The following is a 23,001-nucleotide window of genomic DNA, read 5'->3' as shown; positions in this document are numbered from 1 at the left end:
CTCCAAACACATGGAATTCCGTAATTCTGCCCTATTTTTAAGCGATCCACCAATTATTACGGAATATCGTAATTTTCCCGAAAAACACTCGCATTGCTTGATTATTCCGAAATTCCGTAATTTCGACGACGGCGATCCGCCTTGCCTGCAGCGCCACGGCCACACCCGTTCAACGCAAGTCACGTACGATTCCCTGACTCCCCGTGTCCTTGTCGAAAGCCCGTCCATGCCCGTCAACGCCACCCATCATTGCGGCGCGCGCCACAAGCGCCTGCTGACCACGCTGCTCGCAGCCGCAGCCGCGGCCTTGCTCCTGCCCGCCGAAGGCCAGGCCACCGTGCTGAAGCCCATCGACACGAGCACCCATCGCATCCATCTGGAGCGTCTTCCCGGTGCACCGTCGTCGTGGCCGGTCGATACCTATCGATGGCTTGTGGGGGAGGAAAAAGAGGTGTATCGCGGCGACACCTCGCCAACCGGCTCGGTGGGCATCAAGCGCCTGCCCGGGCAGACCCGCTATCGGCTGGAGACCATGAGCTTCAAGATGGAGTACGACATCGCCGATGCGTGCTGGGCGTTGGACGAGGAAGCGTTTCAGGGCTGCATCAAGCCGCTGACGCCCTTGCCCGCCGATTGGCCGAACGAGGTGAATGCGCACAGAAACATCCGGGAGCAATCGGAGCACGAGCGCGAGGAGGAGCGGCTCCGATACGAGCGCGCCGTGGCGGCCAACGACGATGAATTCGCATGGCTGGGGCCCCTGCCTCGGCACTGGCGCAATCCCGGTGTGGATTTCTCCGGAATCCATCGGAAGCTCAACGCCTTCGACGAGATGGATGTGGACGTCGCCCAGTTCACCTGTCTCTCGCCGCAGCAGATCGGACCGACCCCGCATCAGGCCGCAGTCACCCGATACTTGCAATCCGCGCAACAGGTCCGCAGTTGGCTGTTCATCCGGGAACTGGCCTTCCAGGGCAAGGTGTCATGGGATGCCAGGACCCAGTATCTGGAAGCGCAGAAACTGTGGAGCGACCTGCTGATCGCCGCCGGACAGGGCAACTGGATGGCGGTCTTTCTGGCGACACGCGCCCTGAAACAGACGCAGAGCGCCAATCCCGTCGTCAGCGCGCGGATCAGCCAGCTTCAGGGCTGGATGATCCAGCGCTCAGTCGCTGATTTCTATCTCGACGAATCCGGCCTCTTCGACCGGCCCTACCCGAGCGACAAGGCCGCCCGGCTGTTCAACTACCTGGCCCTCGACGGCAGCTATACCGCCATGCTGCATGCGGGCGCGTTGCTGAAAAACGAGGCCGATCCCGGCAGGCGTGCCGTCGGCAGGCGCATGCACGAATGCGTTCGCCGCATGGTGCCGAGCCTGCCGATGCAGCAGTGATGCGCTGAACCGCGCTCAATGCAGCTTGAGTCGCCCGGACACCCGCTGCTGCAGCAGCCGCGCAAGCGCCAGCACGGCGGTCTTGCCGATGCCGAGAATCGCGCGGTGGTGCATGAGGTGCAGCGAGATGTACATCCACTTGGCGATCAGGCCCTCCACGAAGAAGTTCTTGCCCGCGAGGCCGCCCATCAGATTGCCCACGCCCTTGTTGTCGCCCAGCGAAACCAGCGAGCCGAAGTCCTGATAGACGTAGGCCTCGTCGACCTCGTGCTCGCGCAGCATCGCGCCGAGCACCTTGCACAGATACGTGGCCTGCTGGTGCGCGGCCTGGGCGCGTGCGGGGACGGTCTTGTCGTCGCCCCAGGGCGCGGCGGCGCAGTCGCCGAGGGCGTAGATCTCGGGCACGCTGGTGCGAAGGTGGTCGTCGACCACGAACTGGTTGATGCGGTTCACCGTGAGGCCAAGCTGGGCGTTGGCATCCGCCGCCTTGATGCCGGCCGCCCAGACGATCATGTCCGCCGCGATCTCCCCGGACGAGGTGATCAGCACGCCTTTCTTTAGCTCCTGCACGCGGGTGTCGAGCAGCACCGTCACCTGCTTGCGCCTGAGCGCCACGGTCGCCTGCTCCGAGATGCGCGGCGGCAGCCCGCCCAGAATGCGATCGCCGCCCTCGACCAGCGTGATGTCGAGCCGAAAGCGCTGGTTGCTGCCAAGGCTCTCGAGCAAGGCGGCATGGGCCTCGAGCAGTTCCGCTGACAGCTCCACACCCGTCGCGCCCGCACCGACGATCGCGATCGACAGCGAACGGTTGCTCGCGAACGAGGCGCGCGCGCTGGCGCTCAGCCAATCGGCGTGAAAGCGCTGGGCGTCGCGCACGTTCTCGAGCAGATAGGCGTTCTCGATGCCCGGCGTGCCGAATGAATTGGAGCCGCTGCCCAGCGCCAGCACCAGCCGCTTGAAGCTGATGGTGCGCGAAGGCACGATCTCTTCACCGTCGCTCTTGTGAATGGCCGCGAGCGTGATGGTCTTGCCACGCGTGTCAAGCCCGCTGAACTCGCCCATCGTGAAGCTGAAGTGATTGCGCCGGGCGAGCACCGTGTAGGAGAGACCTTCCTGGTGCGCGTCGAGCGTGCCCGCCGCCACCTCGTGCAGGGTGGGCTTCCAGATATGGAACGGGAACTTGTCGATGAGCAGGACGCGCTCGCCTCCAAGCGTCTTGCCCAGCCGCCTGCCGAGCTGGGCCGCCAGCTCCAGCCCGCCGGCACCTCCGCCAACAATCACTATGTCGAAATGCATTCACGCCTCCAGCGCAATTTTTGATGTAACTTAGTTTCAGAGTTTAGCGCTCCGAATGAAACCAGCATCCCTTGTCGGAAAGAAGTTTGCCAAGCCAATCAAATCATTGGCGTGATCGTTTCTTGTCGGCACCTGCGAGGTTAGTGGAGACTTTGCAAACCGGCAATCGGAGGGATGTTTCCAATTTCAGACACTCATCCACGCGCCTTGTTGTGAGCGTTCAGCGCCGAATTGCCATAGGTGAATTTCACGATATGGTTTTTCATTGCGCCGCAACATTCGTGAGATCCATGTTGCCGATGCCACAATGGCGACCCGCATTCCCACACCTCGCGCCCGCCGTTGCCTCCGAATTCCGTCCAGCCCTCCCCGCGCAGGCCGCTCTGTGAACGCTGCCTGCGGCCCGCCTCTGCATGTATCTGCGGAACAGCGCGCGAGGTGAGTCTGAGCACCGAGGTGCTGATCCTCATGCACCCGGCCGAGGTCGGTCACGCCAAAAACACCGGGCAGCTGCTGCACCTGTGCCTGCCAAACAGCCGCGTGCTGATCGGCGAGCGGTTTGAGGAGGGCCTGTTGCAGACGGCTTTGACTGGCGCATGGAGCGGCCAGCAGAGGCCGCTTCACACCGTTCTGCTCTATCCCGGCGAAGACGCTTCGCCACACACGCCATGCGACGCCGACACCCGCATCCGCCTGGTCTTGATTGACGCCACATGGCGCCAGAGTCGTCAGATGGTGGGAGCCCATTCCCAACTGCAGAGCCTGCCCCGCCTCGCGCTGCAGAACACACCCGCCACGCGCTACGCCATCCGCAAGGCGCACGAGCCGCACCAGCTCTCCACCCTCGAAGCCGCGCGGCTCGCGCTGGAGGTGCTGGAGCCCGAGCGCGGCCCGCAGATCGCCCTGCTCGATCAGGCCATGGACGCCTTCATGACGCACCAGCGCAGGTTCTGGCCGCACGCGCGAGAGATGGGAAAATAGAGAAAAGGCACGCGCACCGCATCGCGCTATGCTCGGGTGATCCGTCCATTCAGTTCAAAACACCCAAGGAGACAAACGCCATGGCCGCGCGCTACCCACTCGCCGATCTGAACACCCTTCCCGAAGACCTCAAGACCAAGATTCTCGAAGTGCAGGAGAAGGCAGGCTTCGTGCCCAACGTGTTTCTTGCCCTCGCCCGCCGCCCCGCTGAATGGCGCGCGTTCTTCGCCTACCACGACGCCCTCATGGACCCCGAAAGCGTGGGCCGCACCAGCCACCTGACCAAGGGCGACCGCGAGATGATCGTCACCGCCACCAGCGCGGCCAACCAGTGCCTCTACTGCGTGGTCGCGCACGGCGCGCTGCTGCGCATCTACGAGAAGAAGCCCCTCGTCGCCGACCAGGTCGCGGTGAACTACCTCAAGGCCGACATCACGCCCCGCCAGCGCGCCATGCTCGACTTCGCCATGAAGGTCTGCAACAGCGCCCACGAAATCAACGACGCCGACTTCGCGCCGCTGCACGCCCATGGCTTCGACGACGAGGACATCTGGGACATCGCGGCCATCACCGCATTCTTTGGCCTGTCCAACCGCATGGCGAGCTTTTCGGACATGCAACCGAATCCGGAGTTCTTCCTGATGGGGCGTCTGCCACGTGAGAAGAAGGCCTGAGATGAGAGTGAGAGCGCGGCGCTGGCTGCCGCGCCTGATTCAGTTCTTCTGATCAGGAGCCTTGCATTGGGGTGCATCCATCAGGATGCGTCTGATGGCATTTTTGTTCATTTTCCGGAAGTCCTTGCCGTTGATTTTTGCATGCCCGTTGTAATCGACAAACATCTGAAAATCATCGGCATCGACCTTCAGACGAACATTGCCCGACTCGTACACTTCTTCTTTCCGCGATTTCGCTGATTTGTTGGCAAGTACGATGAGTTTGTCGATGACCGCTCTTTCAACATAGAACGGCTTGACGTCAGAAATTCGATCCTCCGAAATGGGTACAACGCGCTCGATCTCGAAATCGAAAAAGTGCACGGCGAAACATGTACTGCTGCCTCCGGCATAAGCCCAAGAGGCAGCAAGCATGGCAGAAACGAAAAAAAAGGTTTTTTTCATTCCTTGGGCCGCCATTCGTCATATGGACCGATTTGCAACGTATGGGGAACAAGGCTTGTTCTAGGAGGAATTCCCAACTCGGCACGTATCGGATTTTCGTTCCTGATTACATTGTCCATTCCATTGCGCCCTGCATCTCTTGTACCCGTCGCATGACCCAACTCGTGCCCCATGATCACTTCCATGGTCGGGAAGATCAAATAGTCACCTTCAGGCAGAGCCGGGGCATTTTCAGTATCCATGTACACCGTATTCCCTCCATGTGGACACGCTGCCTTGTTGGCAGGATTGGCAGCCGCTTTCACCGAACAATAATGCCAACTGTTAGCCAGTGGGCGGATGTAGTAGTTCGTTTTCGAGTTTTCCAGCGTCTTGCAGATTTCCCCCCCTCTTTTGGTTTTCTTCACCCTTGCATAGGCTTCTTCCAGTTTCTTGATCTGCTCAGGATCTCCCCCAAGTATGGTGACCTTCAACCCCAGCGGATCCACCAATTGCGCCGGATTGAGCGGATACGCATAGAAATTCACCCCGCCCGACAATCCAATCGGATCCTGCGTGATGTACCGTCCCAACGAGGCCGAATAAAAACGCAGGTAGTTGTATGACAGGCCGGACTCTTCATCCCAATGCTGTCCCTGGAGACGAATGGACTGCTTCGATGAGTCCGCATCTGCCGCATCGGCAACGGTCCGTCCCCAGACATCGCTGTCGCCTATCCAGGTTCTGGTCCCATTTCCAGCAAACAGCGAAATCGGCTGTCCTTTGTGGTCATTGAGATAAGCATTCCATTCCAGCGCAGGCTGCTGCGCGATGGGCTGTCTGGCTTGCTGGTGCGAATCGATCAGCTGTATCTGGTCACGCGTCAACGGAGCGCCCAGACTCTCTTGAACTGACGTGGACAGGCTCGTGTCGGCAACGGCGCTGAATCCATCGACACGCAGCATCGGAACAAACCCATGGGGCTGGTAGAGCGTGTGCTCGTACTTTTCACCGGCGGCGTTTCCGGTCGCAATCAAACGCTGGCCATCCCACCCATAAAACAGCGTCTTCATTTCACCAGTGAGTTGGCCATCGCCGTCCGCGTTCTGGACTTGCTTGCACACCCGTCGCCCCAAGGGGTCGTAGTGGTAGTTCGCCCCACGCACGGCTTGATCCGACTCCAGTGTGTAGCGCACCAGTCGATGGACGCTGTCATAGAAGAAATGATGTTGCTCGCTGCCCTGCGGCTTGTACTTGCGGCGCAGATTGCCCCAGTCATCGTATTCGTAGCGGTACTCTCCGTCGTCGAGAATCCGGTTGTCCAACCAGCGCTGCTCGCCGCCACCCACTTCGGCCACGGACGCCTTGCCGAGCACGTTGAAGCCCGCCTCCGCGACGTTTTGGCGCACGGTTTCTTCCCAGTTGTCGGCTTCGGTGGATTGGATCTGCGCGGAAAAAATACGGTTGCCGGCGGGGTCGAAACGATAGTCCACCGCCTCGCGCCCGGGCAATGATTCCCGGATGAGTCGACCCGCGGGGCTGTAGCCATATTCAAGAGGCCCCTGAGCCGTGTCGATGCGCACCAGTTGCCCACGCGCGTCGTAGTGATGCGTTCTGCTCTCCGCGTCGGAATCTTGAATCAATGGGCTGTGGACCGACAGTTCCATGAGGCGGGACAGCGCGTCATAACTGCGACCGACACTGACTTCGCCAAACGTGCGGCGCGTTTCCCGATGCAGTTTGTCGCGCTCGAAGTCGATCACGCTGCGACCATCCAGCAACACGCCGTGCAGATGACCCGAGCCATAGGTCTGCCATGTCACCGCAGGCAATCCGTCGTACTCGGTCCGCGTCTCGACGCCAATCGCATCGTATGCATGCGCAACGCTGTACCGCCACACCGGCTCACCAGCAGGCCCCTTGATCGCCTGCGTCTCGCGAAGCACGCGGCCCAGCTTGTCGCGCTCGAACTGGACGCTGATCTCGTTGCCGCCCAGTTCGGTGCGGTGCCAAGCCTTGATCAGTCGCCCGTCCTGCGCATAGGAAAAGCCCTGCTGATACAGCGTCTCGCCCTCGCCCGTCTGGTGCGAGATCAGTCGTCCGCCCTTGTCATAGGCGAACCGATGTACCCGCCCTGCATCAATGGTTTCGATGACCTCACCGGCTGCATTGAAGCGCTGCTGCTGCACGCGCCCGTCCAAGTTGCGCTGGGTGACGAGACGATCCATCACGTCATGTTCAAAGTCGATGTGCGCGCCGTTTTCGTTGGTCAGCCTGGCCAGACGACCCGCCGCATCGTAGAGGCAGCGCTGAACAAGTCCGCCATAGCCATACGCCAGAACCCGCCCCTGGGCATCCCGCTCGAAACTCAACTCCACTGCGCCGGGCATCGTCTGGCGCAACAGATCCCCCGCCTCGTTGTAGGCATAGGAGGTGCGTTGTCCGGCTGCATTGACATGCGCAGTCAGGCGACCGAGACCATCAAACTCGTTCGAATGGCCTGATCCTTCTTCACCCTGCACCTGCAGCAGTTGACCAAAGCGGTCATACCGATAACGGGTCACGCTGCCCGAACAGTCCGTCTGGCGGGTCAAAAGGCCCGCGGCATTCCATTCCATGCGCTTCTCGCCGCCACGCGCATCCTGAATGAGGTGAGGCTGCTCCGTGCGTTCATCCGGATAGGACATGCGCGAGACATGTCCCAGCGCGTCGGTGGTGGCAATGGGCCGCGAAAACTGGTCGTATTCAAAGGATTCAGATGCACCGCCCGGCGCATGGCTTGCGATCAACTGCCCCTGATCGTCGTACCGCCAATGATTCTGCGCACCATCGGGAGCGGTGACGGAAATCAGATCGCCTGTCGCGACGTCCAGCTCAAAACGCGTTTCGCGCCCCAGCGCGTCGATGGACGCCACGAGCCGCCCGCTGGCGTCGTAGCGCTGGCGCGTGATTGAGCCATCTGCGCGCTCCAGCCCGACCACCCGGCGCAACCCGGCCTCGCCCTCGAAATGGTATGTCCGCTTGCGCCCCAGACTGTCCGTGACGATGGTCGATTCAGCCAAATACTCGAAACGCAGAGAAGGCTCGCCCTGCCTGCGCTGCTCAACCACCTTGCCGTGTTGGTCGTAGAGGTAGCTCACCTCCGGCCTGCCTGGATAGGCATGGGCGGTCATCCGTCCCGGCGCCTGCTCGTGATAGCGAAACTGCCTCAGGCGGTCTCCCTCACGTCCATGAACGGCCGTCAACTCACCGCGAGGGCTGTACTCATATCGGACCAGCGGCTGCACGGGCAACGGCTGATCGGGGAACAACGGATCACGCACCAGATGGACAGCCGCAAGGCGAACGCCGCTGTCAGCGCCCCAGCCGTTCATGCCCTCATTGCGGAGCAGCGGAAAGACTTTCAGCTCCAGGCGAAACTGCCTGCCGCAGCCATCCTGCACGGCCGTCATTGCGCCCGTCTCGTCCCGGTGAATGTGGTGCGTATGCCCCAGCCGATCAGCCAGGCCGAGCAGGTGAAGGCGCTGCCCTTCGATCTCCGAACGTGCCGGACGCGGGCCAAAGATCCACCACGGACCCTGAGGCTGATGACAGACAAAGAAGAGCGATGTGTTGAGCCGGTCATCTCGGTGCAGACCTTCCCATGCCGCGCTGAGTCGGGAGACCGGCAACTGCGGAACCTTGTCCAGCCGCTCCAGCCCGCCGCGAACAATCCAGAGGTTCTCGCTGCGACTGAACGTGGACTGCCCCGGCGCCAAGGCACCAAAACGGATGCTGCGGCCCTTGCTGTCGTTGAGCGTCAGGATGGATTCCGCCTGCCGCATGGAGGCTTCCGCTGGCAGCCACCACCCGGGACCCAGCAGGCCCACCGGCGCGGGTGTATCGGTCTGGTGACTGGAATACTCACGGGATACGGCAAAGGGCAAGGTGCCGGGGAGCAGCACATCGATTTCCGCCGTCTGGACCTTGGCGCCGAGCAGCGGATTGACCGGATTTCCCTCTGCCACCCCACCGGGGCAAGCAGAGCAGGCGACGCCACCTGCCGACCCTATATACACCGTCAATGAGCCTTGCGTGATCGGACCGCCGTACATCGTCATGTCCGTCTGCCGTGCGGCTGGCTTGCCTGTCATCTTGGTAGTCCTCCCGCTGAGCGTCAGCCCACGAGAGCCCTCCACTCAACGACGCACGCCGGCGTCTGTTTGTTAAATTAACAATCGAAATGAAATTTCGATAGATATAACAAACAATACCAAACATCAGCACCGTTGTCGGCAAGGAATGCAAGTGCAAACTTAAATTACAAAATGTGATTTCTCTGGCAGTCCTGCACCGTGCCAGTCAGCAGATCTACCCCCTGCACCCCGCAAACATATCCAGCTTCGCCTCATAGCTTGGCGACTTCACGTCCAGCAAGCCCAGCATGGAGTGATAGAGGTTGTCGTGCGTGTAGGTCGCATCGGCCGTGCCGCGCACGCAGCCCATGGAGAGCTTTTCGCGGCTTTCGAAGGAGGTCGAGAGCCAGCTGACCATGGGCACGTGCTTTTGCACCTCGGGCGCTATGCCGTATGGCAGACCGTGCAGGAACTGGCCGTATTCGCCGAGGGATTCGCCGTGGTCGCTCAGGTAGAGCATGCCGGTGTCGTAGCGCTGGGATTCAAGTTTGAGCCAGTCGATGGTCGCGCCGAGAAAGCGGTCGGTCTCGACGATGGAGTTGTCATAGGCGTTCATCAGTTCGGAGTGCGCGCAGTCGGCCAGCACCTCCGTCTTGCATTCGGGAGTAAAGCGCTTGGACTCCTTGGACGAGCGCTTGGAATAGGCGGGGCCGTGGCTGCCCATCTGGTGGAAGACCAGCAGCACGCCCTTGTCGCGTTTGTTTGCAGGGATGGCGTCGAGGCGCTGCTGGAGGTTCTCGAGCATCGCCATGTCACGGCACTCGCCGCTCGCGTCGCAGAATTTGCTACGCTGCTCGGCGCTCAATCCTTCCGACGCGAACGCATGCGGCACGCGGTCGCACACGCCCTTGCAGCCGGACTGGTTGTCGATCCACAGCACATTCATGCCCGCGGCCTGCACCACGTCGAGCAGGGTTTCGTAATCATCCTTGCGGGCTTCGAAGTCCTTCTTGCCCAAGGGCGAGAACATGCAGGGCACCGAAGCGAGCGTGCTGGTGCCGCAGGAATGCACGTTGGTCCAGTTCATCACGTTGCGCGCGGCGAGCTGTTCGGTGGTGTTGCGGGCATAGCCATTGAGGCCGAAATGGTCGGCGCGGCCTGTCTCGCCCACCACCAGCACGAACAGCATGGGCTTGCTCTGACTGGCGTGGCTGGCGCCGAGCGCCGCTCCCGCGCCCATGGGGATGAGCTTTTTCTTGCGGGTGACGAGTGGGCGGATCGCGGAGGTGCTGGTCGAGTACAGACTCGCGATGGGGTTGAGCATGTATCGCAGCTGCGGGTGATTGCGCATCAGCGGCGCCAAGTCACGCGACATGGTGGCGATCACCACCGCCGCGATGCCCAGTGCCGCCAGCAGCAGCATGGCGTTGCGCGCGATCTGTTTGACGGGACGCATCGCCGGAATGCGCACTCGCGTCAGCCACCACAGCGGAATCGCCATCACCAGCGTCACCGCCAGCAGCATGCGCCAACCGAGCAGATCGGCGACTTCGCGGGCATCGGTCTGCAGCACATTGGCGGCCATGCCGGGGTCCATGACCACGCTGTAGGTGAGCATGTAGTACTGCGACATCGCCGCCGTCATCGCGACGGCGAGCCAGATCACTTTCATCCAGCGCGTCCATGCGGTGAAGGCCAGAATGGCCGCCGTTCCACAGGCATTGAGCACCCCCAGCACCAGTGCGGTACGCACCAGCACCGCCGGCGCGCCGCCGATGCGCTCGAGCTGGAACCACAGCGCCCAGTTGGCCGCCAGCGTCAGATAGACGGACAGGAAAATGACGATCTTCTGCGCCGACATCGGCGTCGAGAACCAGTCATCAATCCTGCGCAGCAACTGCCCCGCTCGGGTCTGCGAGACGCCGCTCCACCATACGGCGGATGGGGTGCCCCATTTGATTTCTGCGGAACTCATGCTTGCACCTCGTGGGCGGAATGGAGGGGATCGGTGGGCTCGGAGCGGGAGATGAATGCCTTGCAGGCCACGTCGACGACCAGACCGAAGGTCCAGCAGATCCAGGCGGTCCAGAGCGTGTGGCTCATGTAGTGCGCACCGCGCACTTGCTGCGCGAGACCCAGCGCCAGCCCGAATGCCAGCACCGTGACCAGCCAGCGCGTGGCCACCTGCGGCCCGAGCCTGCGGATCACGAACCAACCCGCGAGAAAGCCGAAAGCCGACGAGGCATGCCCCGCCGGAAAGCAATGCCCCGGTCCGAGGTCACGCACGCCCAGTGCCCAATGCGAGACATAGAGGGCACGCCCACCGAACTCGTTCACGTCCCAGGGGCAGCTCGTATGGTTCGCCTTCTTGAGCAGCGTGATCAGCAGCATGCCGCCGAGCACCGACAGCACGAGCTGCACGCGCTCGCGGCGATCCAGACGCTTGAGAAAACTCCATGGCTTGAAAATGCCGCCCAGCAAAGCCACCACGATCAGGCTGCTGAGCGTGCGCGGGATTTCATGGAAAGCGATCACGAACCCGTGATTCGAGCGCAGCGCAAAGCCATCCGCATTGCCGAAGAGACGGGCAAAAGGCAGATCGAGACCGGAGAAATCCCAGAGAGCCACCAGCAGAAAAAGGAAAACGGTCAGGCCGAGCAGGCGGCGCGGGGTCCAGGCGGTCATGGAAACAGCGGAGAAAACTTCATCAGACCTTGAAGACTATTGAGGTGACCTGAACAATTGCTGAACGAAACTCCTGCCCAAGCTCCCCTACACTGGAGCCCTCCCCGAGCTCCCATCAGCCATCCATGCGTGTATTGCTTGTAGAAGATGACAAGGCCCTGTCCGACGCCGTGTGCGGCTATCTGCACGCCAAGGCGTTCGTGGTGGATGCGGTGCCGAACCTGGCGCTGGCCAGCACGGCGCTGATGACCACGCAGTACGCCGCCGTGCTGCTCGACCTGCACCTGCCCGACGGGGATGGCCTCTCGCTGCTGCCGCAGATCCGGGCGACCAAGGACCGGCCCATCGTCATCGCCCTCACCGCCAAGGACCAGGTCAGCGACCGCATCCATGGCCTCGATGCCGGAGCAGACGACTACCTCGTCAAGCCGTATGACCCCGCCGAGCTGCTCGCCCGGCTGCGCGCGGTGGAGCGCCGCCGCAATGCGGTCGCCACGCCGGTGCTGACGATCGGCGATCTGCAGATCGATCTGTCGATGGAGCAGGTGCGGCGCGCGGGCGTGCAGATTCCGCTCACGCCCAAGGAATGGGCGCTGCTGCGCGTGATGGCCACGCGCCCCGAGCGCAACCACACGCGCGAGCATCTGCAGGATGCCCTCTACAGCTTTGACAACTCCACCGACAGCAACACGCTCGAGGTGTTCATCAGCCGCCTGCGCCGCAAGCTGGGGCGCGAGCACATCGAGACCGTGCGCGGCATTGGCTACAAGCTGGCCCACAACGCCGGCACCACGGGAAGCGCGCAGTGAATCGGCGCCGGGACACGCTTGCGGGGCGGCTGACCAAGACACTGATTCTCTGGGTCGGCTGCGTCTGGTTGCTCTGCCTGCTCGCCGTGGTCTGGTACACCGGGCGGGAGATCAACTACAACTTCGACAATGAACTTGTCGAGGTGTCGCACCGCATGTTCGACATCGCGCTCGACCATCTGGACGAAACGCGCAAGCCCGCCTCCGAGCAAAAACCGCTGATCATCCCCGGACCCGGCTCGTTCGCCGACGCCGAGGTCTACTACCGGCTGGTCTCCTCGGACAACAAGGTGCTCGCACAATCAGAAGAAGCCAGGGACCCGATGTTCGACGTCTCGCTGGCGCCGGGTTTCGAGAACAACCGCGAATGGCGCGTCTACACCCAGCGCCACCCCACGCGCGGCATCTTCCTGCAGGTGGCCGATCCGCTTGAGGAGCGCAGCGAAACCGTCAACCGCACGCTGCTCGGACTGATCGTCCCCTTTCTCGTGCTGTTGCCCGCGCTGGCGTGGCTGCTGCGGCGCATCGCACGGCAGGAGCTGCGGGTGCTGGACGACCTCTCGGGCGAAATCGCCAAGCGCGACGGCCGCCAGCTCGAACCCATCCAGCTGACGACGCCGCCCCGGGAAATCGCCCAGGTGCAGGAGCACATGAACCGCCTGCTGGATCGACTCTCCCAGGCTCTGGACGTTGAACGCGCGCTCGCCGCCAACGCCGCCCACGAGCTGCGCACGCCGCTCACCGCCGCGCGCCTGCGCCTGCAGACGGCGCTCGAGCATGGGCTGGACCATGCCGACGTCGAGGCCGCCATCGCTTCCCTGCAGACGCTGAGCCAGCGCACCGAGAAACTGCTGCAGCTCTCGCGCGCCGAATCGAGCGCGCCATTCACCCGCGACAGCATCGATCTGGTCAAGCTCGCGACCACGGTGATGCGCGAGTTCTGGCTGGACGACGAGGCTTCGGCGCGCATCGAGCTGATCACCCCGAGCGCCGCCGAACTCGCAGCCAAGCCGCTGACCTGCAAGGGCGACTTCGACGCGCTCGCGATCGCGCTGCGCAATCTGGTCGAGAACGCCCTCGCCTATTCGAACGCCGAGAACATCGAGATCATCGTCGGCCCCCACAGCGAGCTCACGGTGCGCGACGACGGCCAGGGCGTGACACCTGAGCAGCTCGACAAGCTCAAGCACCGCCATGTGCGCCAGAGCGCCCAGCGCACCGGCTACGGGCTGGGCCTGTCCATCGTCTCCAGCATTGCGCAGAAGCACGATGCGCAATTCCTGCTCTCTTCACCTCCGCAGGGTCAAGCGCACGGTTTCGAAGCCCGTCTGGTGCTGCAGCCTGGCGACTGAACGGCAAAAAAAAGCAAAATGATTAGCACAAAACGGCATCCTGCTCTCCCCGCATTCAGAGGCTGAAGCGAATAGAGTTTCCTGTTTTAATGCATTTCACGCAAAAGACTCAAAGACATAATTTCCGGCGACGTGGCGACAAACTCATGACTGCCATCTGCACCCCGGCGGACCCTTTTCCTATACCGTCCGCGCATATTGCACTGCCACATTTATGACAGCAAATGGCACGCGCGCTCCAATATGCTTGCCGGTGATGAATACAATCTCCGGATTGTCCAAGCCGCGACAGACGGCAGCAGGCACCAGATTTCCAATTTAAATACGTTTACGAGACACCCATGACGAACGACGAAATCCTCGCCCAGTACGGTCCCCGAGAGGCCATGGAATATGACGTAGTGATCGTCGGGGCAGGCCCCGGCGGTCTGGCCACCGCGATTCGCCTGAAACAACTCGCCGCCGAGAAGGGGCAGGAAATTTCGGTCGTCGTGCTCGAAAAGGGCTCGGAGCCCGGTGCTCACACGCTGTCCGGCGCGATCATGGATCCGCGCGCCATCACCGAGCTGATCCCCGACTGGAAGGAAAAAGGCGCACCGCTGAACCAGCCCGTCACCGACGACGCGATGGTCTTCCTCTCCGAGACCGGCTCGTTCCGCACCCCCAACATGGTGCTGCCCGCCTGCTTTCAGAACCACGGCAACTACATCGTGGCCCTCGGCAACGTGGTGCGCTGGATGGCGCAACAGGCCGAAGAACTGGGCGTCGAGATATTCCCGGGCTTCGCTGCCGCTGAAGTCGTCTACAACGAAGACGGCTCGGTCAAGGGCGTGGCCACCGGCAACATGGGCGTGGGCAAGGACGGCGAGCCGACCGGCGAGTTCCAGCTCGGCATGGAACTGCACGGCAAGTACACCATCTTCGCGGAAGGCGCGCGCGGCAACCTCGGCAAGCAGCTGATCTCCAAATACAAGCTCGACGAGGGCCGCGATCCGCAGACCTACGGCATCGGCATCAAGGAACTCTGGGAAATCGATCCCAAGCGCCACCAGCCCGGCTTCGTGCTGCACACCGCCGGCTGGCCGATGGACAACAACACCTACGGCGGCGCCTTCCTCTACCACCTCGAGGACAACAAGGTCACGCTGGGCTTCATCACCGGCCTCGACTATTCCAACCCCTACCTCTCCCCGTTCGAGGAGATGCAGCGCTGGAAGACGCACCCGAACATCCGCTACTACCTCGAGGGCGACGAATCCAAGGGCATCAAGCCCGCCAAGCGCCTCTCGTACGGCGCACGCGCGATCACCGCGGGCGGCCTGATGAGTCTGCCCAAGTTCGTGTTCCCGGGCGGCGCGCTCGTGGGCTGTGATGCCGGTTTCCTCAACGTCAGCCGCATCAAGGGCAGCCACGCCGCCATCAAGACCGGCATGCTGGCCGCAGAGGCCGCGTTCGAGGCCATCGGCGCCGGTCGCCAGAGCGACGAGCTGTCGGCCTACCCGGTCGCGTTCGAGAACAGCTGGCTCTATGAAGAGCTGAACAAGGCCCGCAACTTCAAGGCCTGGTTCAAGAAGGGCCTGGTCACCGCGACGATCATGAACGGCATCGAGCAGTTCGTGCTGCGCGGCCACATTCCATGGACGCTGCACCGCGACAAGCCCGACCACGCCTACCTCAAGCCCGCAGCGGACTGCAAGCCCATCGTCTATCCCAAGCCCGATGGCAAGCTGACCTTCGACCGTCTCTCGAGCGTGTTCATCAGCAACACCAACCACTCGGAAGACCAGCCTGCCCACCTGACGCTCAAGGACGCCAGCGTGCCGGTGAACATCAACCTCGCCAAGTACGCCGGACCCGAGTCGCGCTACTGCCCGGCCGGCGTGTACGAATTCGTGCCCGACGAGGCCAAGGGCGGCAAGGCCGAGCGCCTGCAGATCAACGCGCAGAACTGCGTGCACTGCAAGACCTGCGACATCAAGGACCCGACGCAGAACATCGTCTGGGTGACACCCGAAGGCGGCGGCGGCCCGAACTACTCCGGAATGTAAGCATCGCCCGCGAAGGCACATGGGCCCGATTCGGGCGCATGTGCCTTTTTTGCGTCATGAAACCGTCATTTTGTCGCGAATCCCACAAAATCATTGTTTCGGATTTACCAATACAGGGATTAACCACGGTTTCTCCAACGACTTGGTGCGCGCATACTAGAAGATTGCGTGACAGGTTGTAGACTTCTGCCTCCGTGCAGAAACGAAACCCCGAAACACCGTTCCCGGCCTGCACGACATCAGGAATTGACAACCTTCCGACTGGAGATCAAAGAGAATGAACAAATTGTCTTGGGCACCCCTTGGCGCACTGGCGCTTGCAATGGCCGCCATCGCCCCCGTGGCACAGGCACAGGAGAAGTCCGTTGCCGTGACCGCCATCGTCGAGCATCCGGCGCTGGACGCCATCCGTGACGGTGTGAAGGAAAGCCTGAAGGCCGCCGGTTACGAAGAAGGCAAAAACCTGAAGTGGCAATACCAGAGCGCCCAGGGCAATCCGGGCACCGCCGCTCAGATCGCGCGCAAGTTCGTGGGCGACAAGCCTGACGCCATCGTGGCCATCGCCACCCCGTCCGCGCAGGCCGTGGTGTCCGCCACCAAGGACGTGCCGGTGGTGTTCTCCGCCGTGACCGACCCCGTCGCCGCCAAGCTGGTGAAGAACTGGGAACCCTCCAAGACCAACGTGACCGGCGTGTCCGACCTGCTCAAGCTCGAGCCGCAGATCGACCTGATCAAGAAGGTCGTGCCGAACGCCAAGAAGGTCGGCATGGTCTTCAACCCCGGTGAAGCCAACTCCGCCGTGGTGGTCAAGGAACTCAAGACGCTGCTGCCCAAGCACGGCATGACGCTGGTCGAAGCCGCCGCTCCCCGCTCGGTGGACGTGGGCACCGCTGCCCGCAGTCTGGTCGGCAAGGTCGACGTGATCTACACCAACACCGACAACAACGTCGTCTCGGCCTACGAGTCGCTCGTGAAGGTGGGTCAGGACGCCAAGCTGCCGCTGATCGCCTCGGACACCGACTCCGTCAAGCGTGGCGCGATTGCCGCTCTGGGCGTGAACTACAAGGATCTGGGCCTGCAGACCGGCCAGATGGTGGTTCGCCTGCTCAAGGGTGAAAAGCCAGGCACGATCAAGCCCGAAGTCTCCAACAAGACCGAGCTGTACGTGAACCCGACCGCCGCCGAAAAGCAGGGCGTGAAGCTCTCCGAAGAGCTGATCAAGTCCGCCGCTCAAGTGGTGCAGTAAGCACTTACGGCTACAGTCATGACTTACCCCGTCATGACTGCGGCGAATCCATGCAGGAGCCGTGCACACATGGCTCCTGCTTTGTTTTTTTCAGACACTACCGTCCATGTCTCTTTTTTCACTGTTGGGCGCCGTTGAGATCGGCTTGATTTACAGCCTGGTCGCGCTGGGCGTTCTCATCTCCTTTCGCCTGTTGCGCTTTCCCGACCTGACAGTGGACGGAAGTTTCCCGCTGGGTGGCGCAGTCTGCGCCGTGCTGATCGCCGGCGGCTACAACCCCTTTCTCGCGACGCTGGCGGCTGCCGCAGCGGGCGCGATCGCCGGCCTCATGACCGGCTGGCTCAACGTGAAGCTCAAGATCATGGATCTGCTGGCTTCCATCCTGATGATGATCGCGCTGTACTCGGTGAACCTGCGCATCATGGGCGGCCCGAACGTGCCGCTGATCAACGACGCCACCATCTTCACCATTCTCCAGCCCGAGAGCATGCCCGACTACTGGGCGCGCCCCGCCCTGCTGCTGCTGATCGTGATCGCCGCCAAGCTGATCATGGACTGGTTCTTCTACACCGAGCGCGGCCTCGCGATCCGCTCCACCGGCTCCAATGCCCGCATGGCGCGCGCGCAGGGCATCAACACCGGCGCCATGGTGCTGCTGGGCATGGCCGTGTCCAACGCGCTGGTCGCGCTGGCCGGTGCGCTGTTCGCACAGACCCAGGGCGGCGCAGATGCCTCCATGGGCATCGGCACCATCGTGATCGGTCTGGCCGCCGTGATCGTGGGCGAATCCATCCTGCCGTCGCGCCGCCTCGTATACGCGACTCTGGCCGTGATCATCGGCGCCATCGTCTACCGTTTCTTCATCGCTCTCGCTCTCAACAGCGACTTCATCGGCCTGAAGGCTCAGGACTTGAATCTGGTCACCGCCGTGCTCGTGACCATCGCTCTCGTCATTCCGCAGCTCAAGCGCAAGCTGGCCAAGCGCGGCTCCTGATGCTTTCAGAACAACGATAAAAAGGAAGTCATCATCATGCTGAGCGCAAAAGACCTCTTCATCACCTTCAACCCCGGCACCCCCATCGAAACCCGCGCGCTGCGCGGCATGACGCTGGAGATCCCGGCCGGCCAGTTCGTCACCGTCATCGGCTCCAACGGCGCGGGCAAGTCCACCTTCCTCAACGCCATCTCGGGCGACCTGGGCGTGGACACCGGCACCATCAAGATCGACAACGAGGACGTGACCCGTCTGCCCGTCTGGTCACGCGCCACCCGCGTGGCCCGCGTGTTCCAGGACCCGATGGCCGGCACCTGCGAAGACCTGACCATCGAAGAGAACATGGCCCTGGCCCACCAGCGCGGCACGCGCCGTGGCCTCTCGGGCGCGGTCAAGAAGTCCAACCGCGAGCTGTACCGTGAGCGCCTGTCCATCCTTGGCCTTGGCCTCGAAAACCGCCTGACCGACCGCATCGGTCTGCTCTCCGGCGGCCAGCGCCAGGCGGTGAGTCTGCTGATGGCGGCGCTCCAGCCCTCGCGCATTCTGCTGCTCGACGAGCACACCGCCGCGCTCGATCCGCGTACCGCCGATTTCGTGCTCAAGCTCACCGACCGCATCGTCGCCGAGAACAAGCTCACCACCATGATGGTCACCCACAGCATGCGTCAGGCGCTCGACGTCGGCCAGCGCACGGTGATGCTGCATCAGGGCCAGGTGGTGCTCGACATCTCTGGCGAGGAACGCGCGCGCACTGACGTGCCCGATCTGCTGCAGATGTTCGAGAAGGTGCGTGGCGAAAAGCTGTCGGACGACGCGCTGCTGTTGAGCTGACGCACCCTCAACCCGCGCGGCACTCCTTGGCGAGCGCATCGTGCGGCACCGGACTGGCAGCCCTTCGCGGCTGCCTTTTCATTTTCAGGGTGATCAGGCAACCCGCCAGCGCGAACAGCGCCGCACCCCATTCGGCATGCTGCAGACCGCGCGCCACCGCCTGCAACCGGGCAGGCGCTTCGGCCGCGCCGTCTCCCAGCGCGGCGACCGGCGAAGTCGCCACCATCACCAGCACAGCCAACCCCAGCGCCGCGCCCACCTGCTGCGCCGTCGCCGCGATGCCGGAAGCAACGCCCTGCCGCTCAGGCTCAATCCCCTGGCCCGCCACGATCCACATCGCGGTCCAGCTCGCCCCCTGCCCGACGCTCAGCACCACGAAGCCCGGCACCAGCCACCAGTAAGTGCTTCCGTGCGGCAAGGCCCATGCAATCCAGCCCATGCCCAGCGTCCCCGCCACCCAGCCGCCCAAGAGCACGCTGCGCACTGAACTGCGCAGCAGCCAGCGCTCCGCCCAGCGGATGCCGAGGGTGCACAGCGCCGTCGGCAGCAGAAATGCCGACCCCGCCTGCAACGGGCTCCAGCCGTAGATCTGCTGGAAGTACAGCGCCAGAAAGTAGTACTGCACGCCATAGCTGCTCATGAACACCATCGTGAGCGCCATCGCCGTGCGCAGGCCCGGCACGCGCAGCAAGGCCATGGGAACCAGCGGCGAACGCGAGCGGGTTTCGATGAAGGCGAACAAGCCCAGCAGCGCCAGCGCGGCCAGCAGGGTGGCGATGAGCTCCGCGCTGCTCCAGCCCCATTCCGGCCCCTGCACCAGCGCCGCGACCAGCAAGGTGCTGCCCAGCGTGACGGTGATGCAGCCCGCCAGATCAAAGCCTTGTCCGGGCCCGCTCTTCGCATCACGCGGCAGATAGCGCAACGCCGCCAGCGCGCAGGGCCAGGCGAGCAGCACCATCACCCAGAGCACCCAATTCCAGCCCAGCCACTGGGTGAGCACTCCGCCCAGCAATGCCCCGGCGGCGAGGCCTCCCGCCGACGCCATGCTCCAGACGGCCAGAGCACGATTGCGCGCCGGCCCTGCCTCGCACAGCGTGTTGATCAACGACAGCGTGGCGGGAAACAGCATCGCCGCGGCCACGCCCTGCGCCGCACGCGCCAGCACCAGCTGCAGCGAATCCGTCGAATAGCCGCCGAGCAGCGACGCCAGCCCGAACAGCGCCATGCCGACGAGGTACATGCGCCGCTTGCCCAGCACATCGGCACAGCGCCCGCCCAGCAGCAGGCAACCGCCAAAGGCCACGCTGTAGCCGCTGATCACCCATTGCAGGTGCCGCGCATCCACCTGCAGGTTCTGGCCGATGGCATCGAGCGCGACGAAGACGATGGTCGCGTCCAGCGCGATCAGCAGTTGCGACAGCGACAGCAGCGCCAGCGCCATGCGGGGATGGCGCAGCGCCGATGCCGGAGATTTGGAAGAAGAAAGCGTCATGAATCCAGAGCCCAAGAAAGCCAAAACGGCGATGGGATTCATGCTAATTAATTCACTTTAAAAGATAAATTCGATATTTTTCTTTCACTAATGCAAAATTGAATCAATCTATTCATCGAACCGACACCCATGGATCTCAACGCCGTCCACATGCTGGTCAAGGTGGCCGAATGCAAAAGCTTCACCCTCGCCGCCCAGCAATTGGGCACCAGCCAGTCGCGCATTTCGCGCAGCGTCGCCCAACTGGAGTCCACGCTGGGGGTGCGCCTGTTGAACCGCAACACGCGCAATGTGTCGCTCACGCCCGATGGCTGCGAACTCGTGGATCGCTGTACGCCGCTGATCGCCGGATTGGAGGATGCCCGCAAGCTGCTGCTGGACCGACGCTGCGAGCCCAGCGGCATGCTGCGCATGACGGCCCCGTCCCTGTTCGGTCGCGTGATGCTCACCCCCCTGCTGGGTCAGCTCATGCGCCAACATCCGCAACTGCAGATCGACGCGAGCTTCACCGACCGCCTCGTCGACATGGTGGACGAAGGCTTTGATGCCGCCGTGCGCATCGGCCCACTCGAGGACAGCCGCATGATCGCGCGCAGCCTGCCGCCGCTGCGCTGGGTGACGGTGGCCTCGCCCGCCTACCTTGCCGAGCACGGAACGCCCAGCGGGCTGGCCGAGCTGGCGCAGCACACCTGCATCGGCGTCTACAACCACCACCTCGGCCGCCGGGTGCATTGGCAGTTCCTCAATGAGCAAGGCCAGCCCGAAGACTGGCCCGTGCCGCAATCCATCCATTTCGACAGTGGCGATCCCCTGCTTGAGAGCGCCCTGCACGGACTGGGCGTGGTGCAGATCATGGAATTCGCGGTGCACGAGCACCTGCGCGCGGGCCGTCTGGTGCGGCTCCTGCCCCGCCACGAGGGACGCAGCCGCGAACTGGCGCTGGTCTACCCGCGCTCGCGGCAGGCCTCGCCCAAGATCAAGGCGCTGGCAAAGCTGCTGCTCGAGCAGGCCAATTGGTGACATGAATCGGTGGCACGAATCGGCGCCACGTGGGGCCGCCCAGACCCGCATCCACACTGCGTCTTCCAAAACCGGGAAAATAGAGGGTTTCCCCGTAGCGTGGAGCGGCCAGATCAGATGATCGGGCCGTGACCCAAGACCCCCATGAGCGATAGCGGCCTTTCTTCTTCCACCAGCGGCGAGTTGCGCCGCACCCTCAAAGCCCGACACATGTCGATGATCGCCATTGGCGGCTCCATCGGCACCGGGCTGTTCGTCGCCTCGGGCGCCACGATTTCCCAGGCCGGCCCCGGTGGTGCGCTGCTGGCCTATATGGTGATCGGCTTGATGGTCTACTTCCTGATGACCAGCCTCGGCGAAATGGCCGCTCACCTGCCGGTGTCGGGCTCGTTCGCCACCTATGGCGCGAAATACGTCGACGAAGGCTTCGGCTTCGCGCTGGGCTGGAACTATTGGTACAACTGGGCGGTGACCATCGCGGTCGACCTCGTGGCCGCGCAGCTGGTGATGGCCTACTGGTTCCCCGACGTGAACGGCATGCTCTGGAGCGCCCTGTTCCTTGCGCTGATGTTCGGGCTCAACGCCCTGTCGGCGCGCGGCTTCGGCGAGTCCGAATTCTGGTTCGCCACCATCAAGGTGGTCACCGTGCTGGTGTTCATCGGCATTGGTCTGCTGATGGTCTTCGGCATTCTCAAGGGCGGTTCGCCCGAAGGCCTGTGGGGCAACATCGCCAACTTCACGAACGGAGACGCGCCTTTTGCCGGCGGCTTCGCGGCGCTGATCGGCGTGGCGATGGTGGTGGGTTTCTCGTTCCAGGGCACCGAGCTGATCGGCATCGCCGCAGGCGAATCCGAAGATCCCGCCAAGAACGTGCCGCGCGCCGTGCGCAAGGTGTTCTGGCGCATTCTGCTGTTCTATGTGTTCGCCATTCTCATCATCGGCTTGCTGATCCCCTACACCGATCCCCAGCTGCTCAAGAACGATCTGGGCGATATCTCGGTCAGCCCCTTCACGCTGGTGTTCGAGCACGCAGGCCTGCTCGGCGCGGCGGCGGTGATGAACGCCGTGGTGCTCACCTCCGTGCTGTCGGCGGGCAACTCGGGCATGTACGCCTCCACCCGCATGCTGTACGCACTGGCACAGCAAGGCATGGCGCCCAAGCTGTTTGCGCGTGTGAATCGGCGCGGCGTTCCCGTGATGGCGCTCATCGCCACCACGGTGATTGCCGCGATGTGCTTCTTCACCAATATCTTCAGCCCCTCCACCGTCTACATCTGGCTGCTGAATCTCTCGGGCATGTGCGGCTTTGTGGCGTGGTTGGGCATTGCCGTGAGCCACTATCGCTTCCGCAAAGGCTGCGAGGCGCAGGGCTACCCCTTGAGCAACCTGCCCTACAAGGCCCCCGCCTTCCCGATCGGCCCGGTGTTCGCGTTCGTGCTGTGCATGATCATCACGCTCGGCCAGAACTACGAGAACTTCATGGCCGACAAGATCGACTGGGTCGGCGTCGTCGCCACCTACATCGGCCTGCCGCTCTTCCTGATCATCTGGTTCGGCTACAAGTGGGTCAAGGGCTCGCGCATCGTTTCGTACCAGGAAATGGACGTGCAGGGCTTGCAGCCTTCAGACCACTGACACTGGT

17 protein-coding genes are annotated in these 23,001 nt (G+C 62.9%); 11 read left to right on the top strand and 6 right to left on the bottom strand.

Going from position 1 to position 23,001, the window contains the following annotated elements; all coding sequences use genetic code 11:
• Window positions 1-226 precede the first annotated feature (226 nt).
• A complete protein-coding gene (locus ISG32_RS24315) occupies window positions 227-1,393 on the top strand; it encodes a hypothetical protein (RefSeq protein ID WP_194773597.1) in 1,167 nt (388 codons plus the stop codon).
• A 15-nt stretch (window positions 1,394-1,408) separates the two neighbouring features.
• Here ISG32_RS24315 and ISG32_RS24310 read toward each other — a convergent pair whose 3' ends face one another.
• Window positions 1,409-2,689 (bottom strand): NAD(P)/FAD-dependent oxidoreductase, encoded by a 1,281-nt coding sequence (locus tag ISG32_RS24310; RefSeq protein WP_194773596.1) that lies wholly within the window; start codon window positions 2,687-2,689, stop codon window positions 1,409-1,411.
• Window positions 2,690-3,031: 342 nt separating this feature from the next.
• Between ISG32_RS24310 and ISG32_RS24305 the strand changes: the two genes are divergently transcribed.
• The gene (locus tag ISG32_RS24305; RefSeq protein ID WP_194773595.1) at window positions 3,032-3,670 is read left to right on the top strand and encodes a tRNA-uridine aminocarboxypropyltransferase; all 639 of its coding nucleotides are present in this window, start codon (window positions 3,032-3,034) and stop codon (window positions 3,668-3,670) included.
• A gap of 80 nt (window positions 3,671-3,750) precedes the next feature.
• Window positions 3,751-4,344, top strand: a complete 594-nt coding sequence (locus ISG32_RS24300) for a peroxidase-related enzyme (RefSeq protein ID WP_194773594.1) — start codon at window positions 3,751-3,753, stop codon at window positions 4,342-4,344.
• Between the two features lie 39 nt (window positions 4,345-4,383).
• Here ISG32_RS24300 and ISG32_RS24295 read toward each other — a convergent pair whose 3' ends face one another.
• From ISG32_RS24295 to ISG32_RS24280, 4 genes are all read right to left on the bottom strand, one after another.
• The gene (locus tag ISG32_RS24295) at window positions 4,384-4,788 is read right to left on the bottom strand and encodes a hypothetical protein (protein WP_194773593.1); all 405 of its coding nucleotides are present in this window, start codon (window positions 4,786-4,788) and stop codon (window positions 4,384-4,386) included.
• Entirely contained in the window at window positions 4,785-8,900 is a 4,116-nt protein-coding gene (locus ISG32_RS24290) for an RHS repeat-associated core domain-containing protein (RefSeq protein ID WP_194773592.1), read from the bottom strand. Before ISG32_RS24290 ends, ISG32_RS24295 begins: the two co-directional genes overlap by 4 nt.
• Before the next feature lie 217 nt (window positions 8,901-9,117).
• On the bottom strand, window positions 9,118-10,857 hold the full coding sequence (locus tag ISG32_RS24285) for a phosphoethanolamine transferase (RefSeq protein WP_194773591.1): 1,740 nt from the start codon (window positions 10,855-10,857) through the stop codon (window positions 9,118-9,120).
• The gene (locus ISG32_RS24280; protein WP_194773590.1) at window positions 10,854-11,567 is read right to left on the bottom strand and encodes a phosphatase PAP2 family protein; all 714 of its coding nucleotides are present in this window, start codon (window positions 11,565-11,567) and stop codon (window positions 10,854-10,856) included. Before ISG32_RS24280 ends, ISG32_RS24285 begins: the two co-directional genes overlap by 4 nt.
• A 125-nt stretch (window positions 11,568-11,692) precedes the next feature.
• On the opposite strand from ISG32_RS24280, the gene ISG32_RS24275 reads away from it, so the two are divergent.
• The 6 genes from ISG32_RS24275 (at window position 11,693) to ISG32_RS24250 (ending at window position 18,847) form a co-directional block, all read left to right on the top strand.
• Window positions 11,693-12,376 carry a response regulator gene (locus tag ISG32_RS24275; RefSeq protein WP_194773589.1) on the top strand — a complete coding sequence of 228 codons (684 nt, stop codon included), beginning with the start codon at window positions 11,693-11,695 and terminating at the stop codon, window positions 12,374-12,376.
• Entirely contained in the window at window positions 12,373-13,728 is a 1,356-nt protein-coding gene (locus ISG32_RS24270; RefSeq protein WP_194773588.1) for an ATP-binding protein, read from the top strand. The genes ISG32_RS24275 and ISG32_RS24270 overlap by 4 nt, the downstream gene beginning before the upstream one ends.
• Window positions 13,729-14,069: 341 nt before the next feature.
• Window positions 14,070-15,776 (top strand): electron transfer flavoprotein-ubiquinone oxidoreductase, encoded by a 1,707-nt coding sequence (locus ISG32_RS24265; RefSeq protein ID WP_194773587.1) that lies wholly within the window; start codon window positions 14,070-14,072, stop codon window positions 15,774-15,776.
• A gap of 277 nt (window positions 15,777-16,053) precedes the next feature.
• Window positions 16,054-17,022: an ABC transporter substrate-binding protein gene (locus tag ISG32_RS24260; protein ID WP_194773586.1), complete on the top strand. Its 969-nt coding sequence runs from the start codon at window positions 16,054-16,056 to the stop codon at window positions 17,020-17,022.
• 106 nt (window positions 17,023-17,128) lie between these two features.
• Window positions 17,129-18,016, top strand: coding sequence for an ABC transporter permease (locus ISG32_RS24255; RefSeq protein ID WP_194773585.1), 888 nt, complete (start codon window positions 17,129-17,131; stop codon window positions 18,014-18,016).
• Between the two features lie 36 nt (window positions 18,017-18,052).
• Window positions 18,053-18,847: an ABC transporter ATP-binding protein gene (locus tag ISG32_RS24250; protein WP_194773584.1), complete on the top strand. Its 795-nt coding sequence runs from the start codon at window positions 18,053-18,055 to the stop codon at window positions 18,845-18,847.
• A gap of 7 nt (window positions 18,848-18,854) precedes the next feature.
• Here the strand turns inward: ISG32_RS24250 and ISG32_RS24245 are convergent, their stop codons facing one another.
• Window positions 18,855-20,339, bottom strand: a complete 1,485-nt coding sequence (locus ISG32_RS24245; protein ID WP_194773583.1) for an MFS transporter — start codon at window positions 20,337-20,339, stop codon at window positions 18,855-18,857.
• A gap of 129 nt (window positions 20,340-20,468) precedes the next feature.
• On the opposite strand from ISG32_RS24245, the gene ISG32_RS24240 reads away from it, so the two are divergent.
• Both ISG32_RS24240 and ISG32_RS24235 read left to right on the top strand, forming a co-directional pair.
• Entirely contained in the window at window positions 20,469-21,359 is an 891-nt protein-coding gene (locus ISG32_RS24240) for a LysR family transcriptional regulator (protein ID WP_194773582.1), read from the top strand.
• Between the two features lie 144 nt (window positions 21,360-21,503).
• On the top strand, window positions 21,504-22,994 hold the full coding sequence (locus ISG32_RS24235; protein WP_194773581.1) for an amino acid permease: 1,491 nt from the start codon (window positions 21,504-21,506) through the stop codon (window positions 22,992-22,994).
• Window positions 22,995-23,001 lie beyond the last annotated feature (7 nt).

Source organism: Diaphorobacter caeni, assembly GCF_015354245.1.
In the GTDB taxonomy this organism is placed as follows: domain Bacteria; phylum Pseudomonadota; class Gammaproteobacteria; order Burkholderiales; family Burkholderiaceae_C; genus Diaphorobacter_A; species Diaphorobacter_A caeni.
Note: the sequence above shows the minus strand (reverse complement) of the source record. Positions and strands in the feature narration are given on the sequence as shown.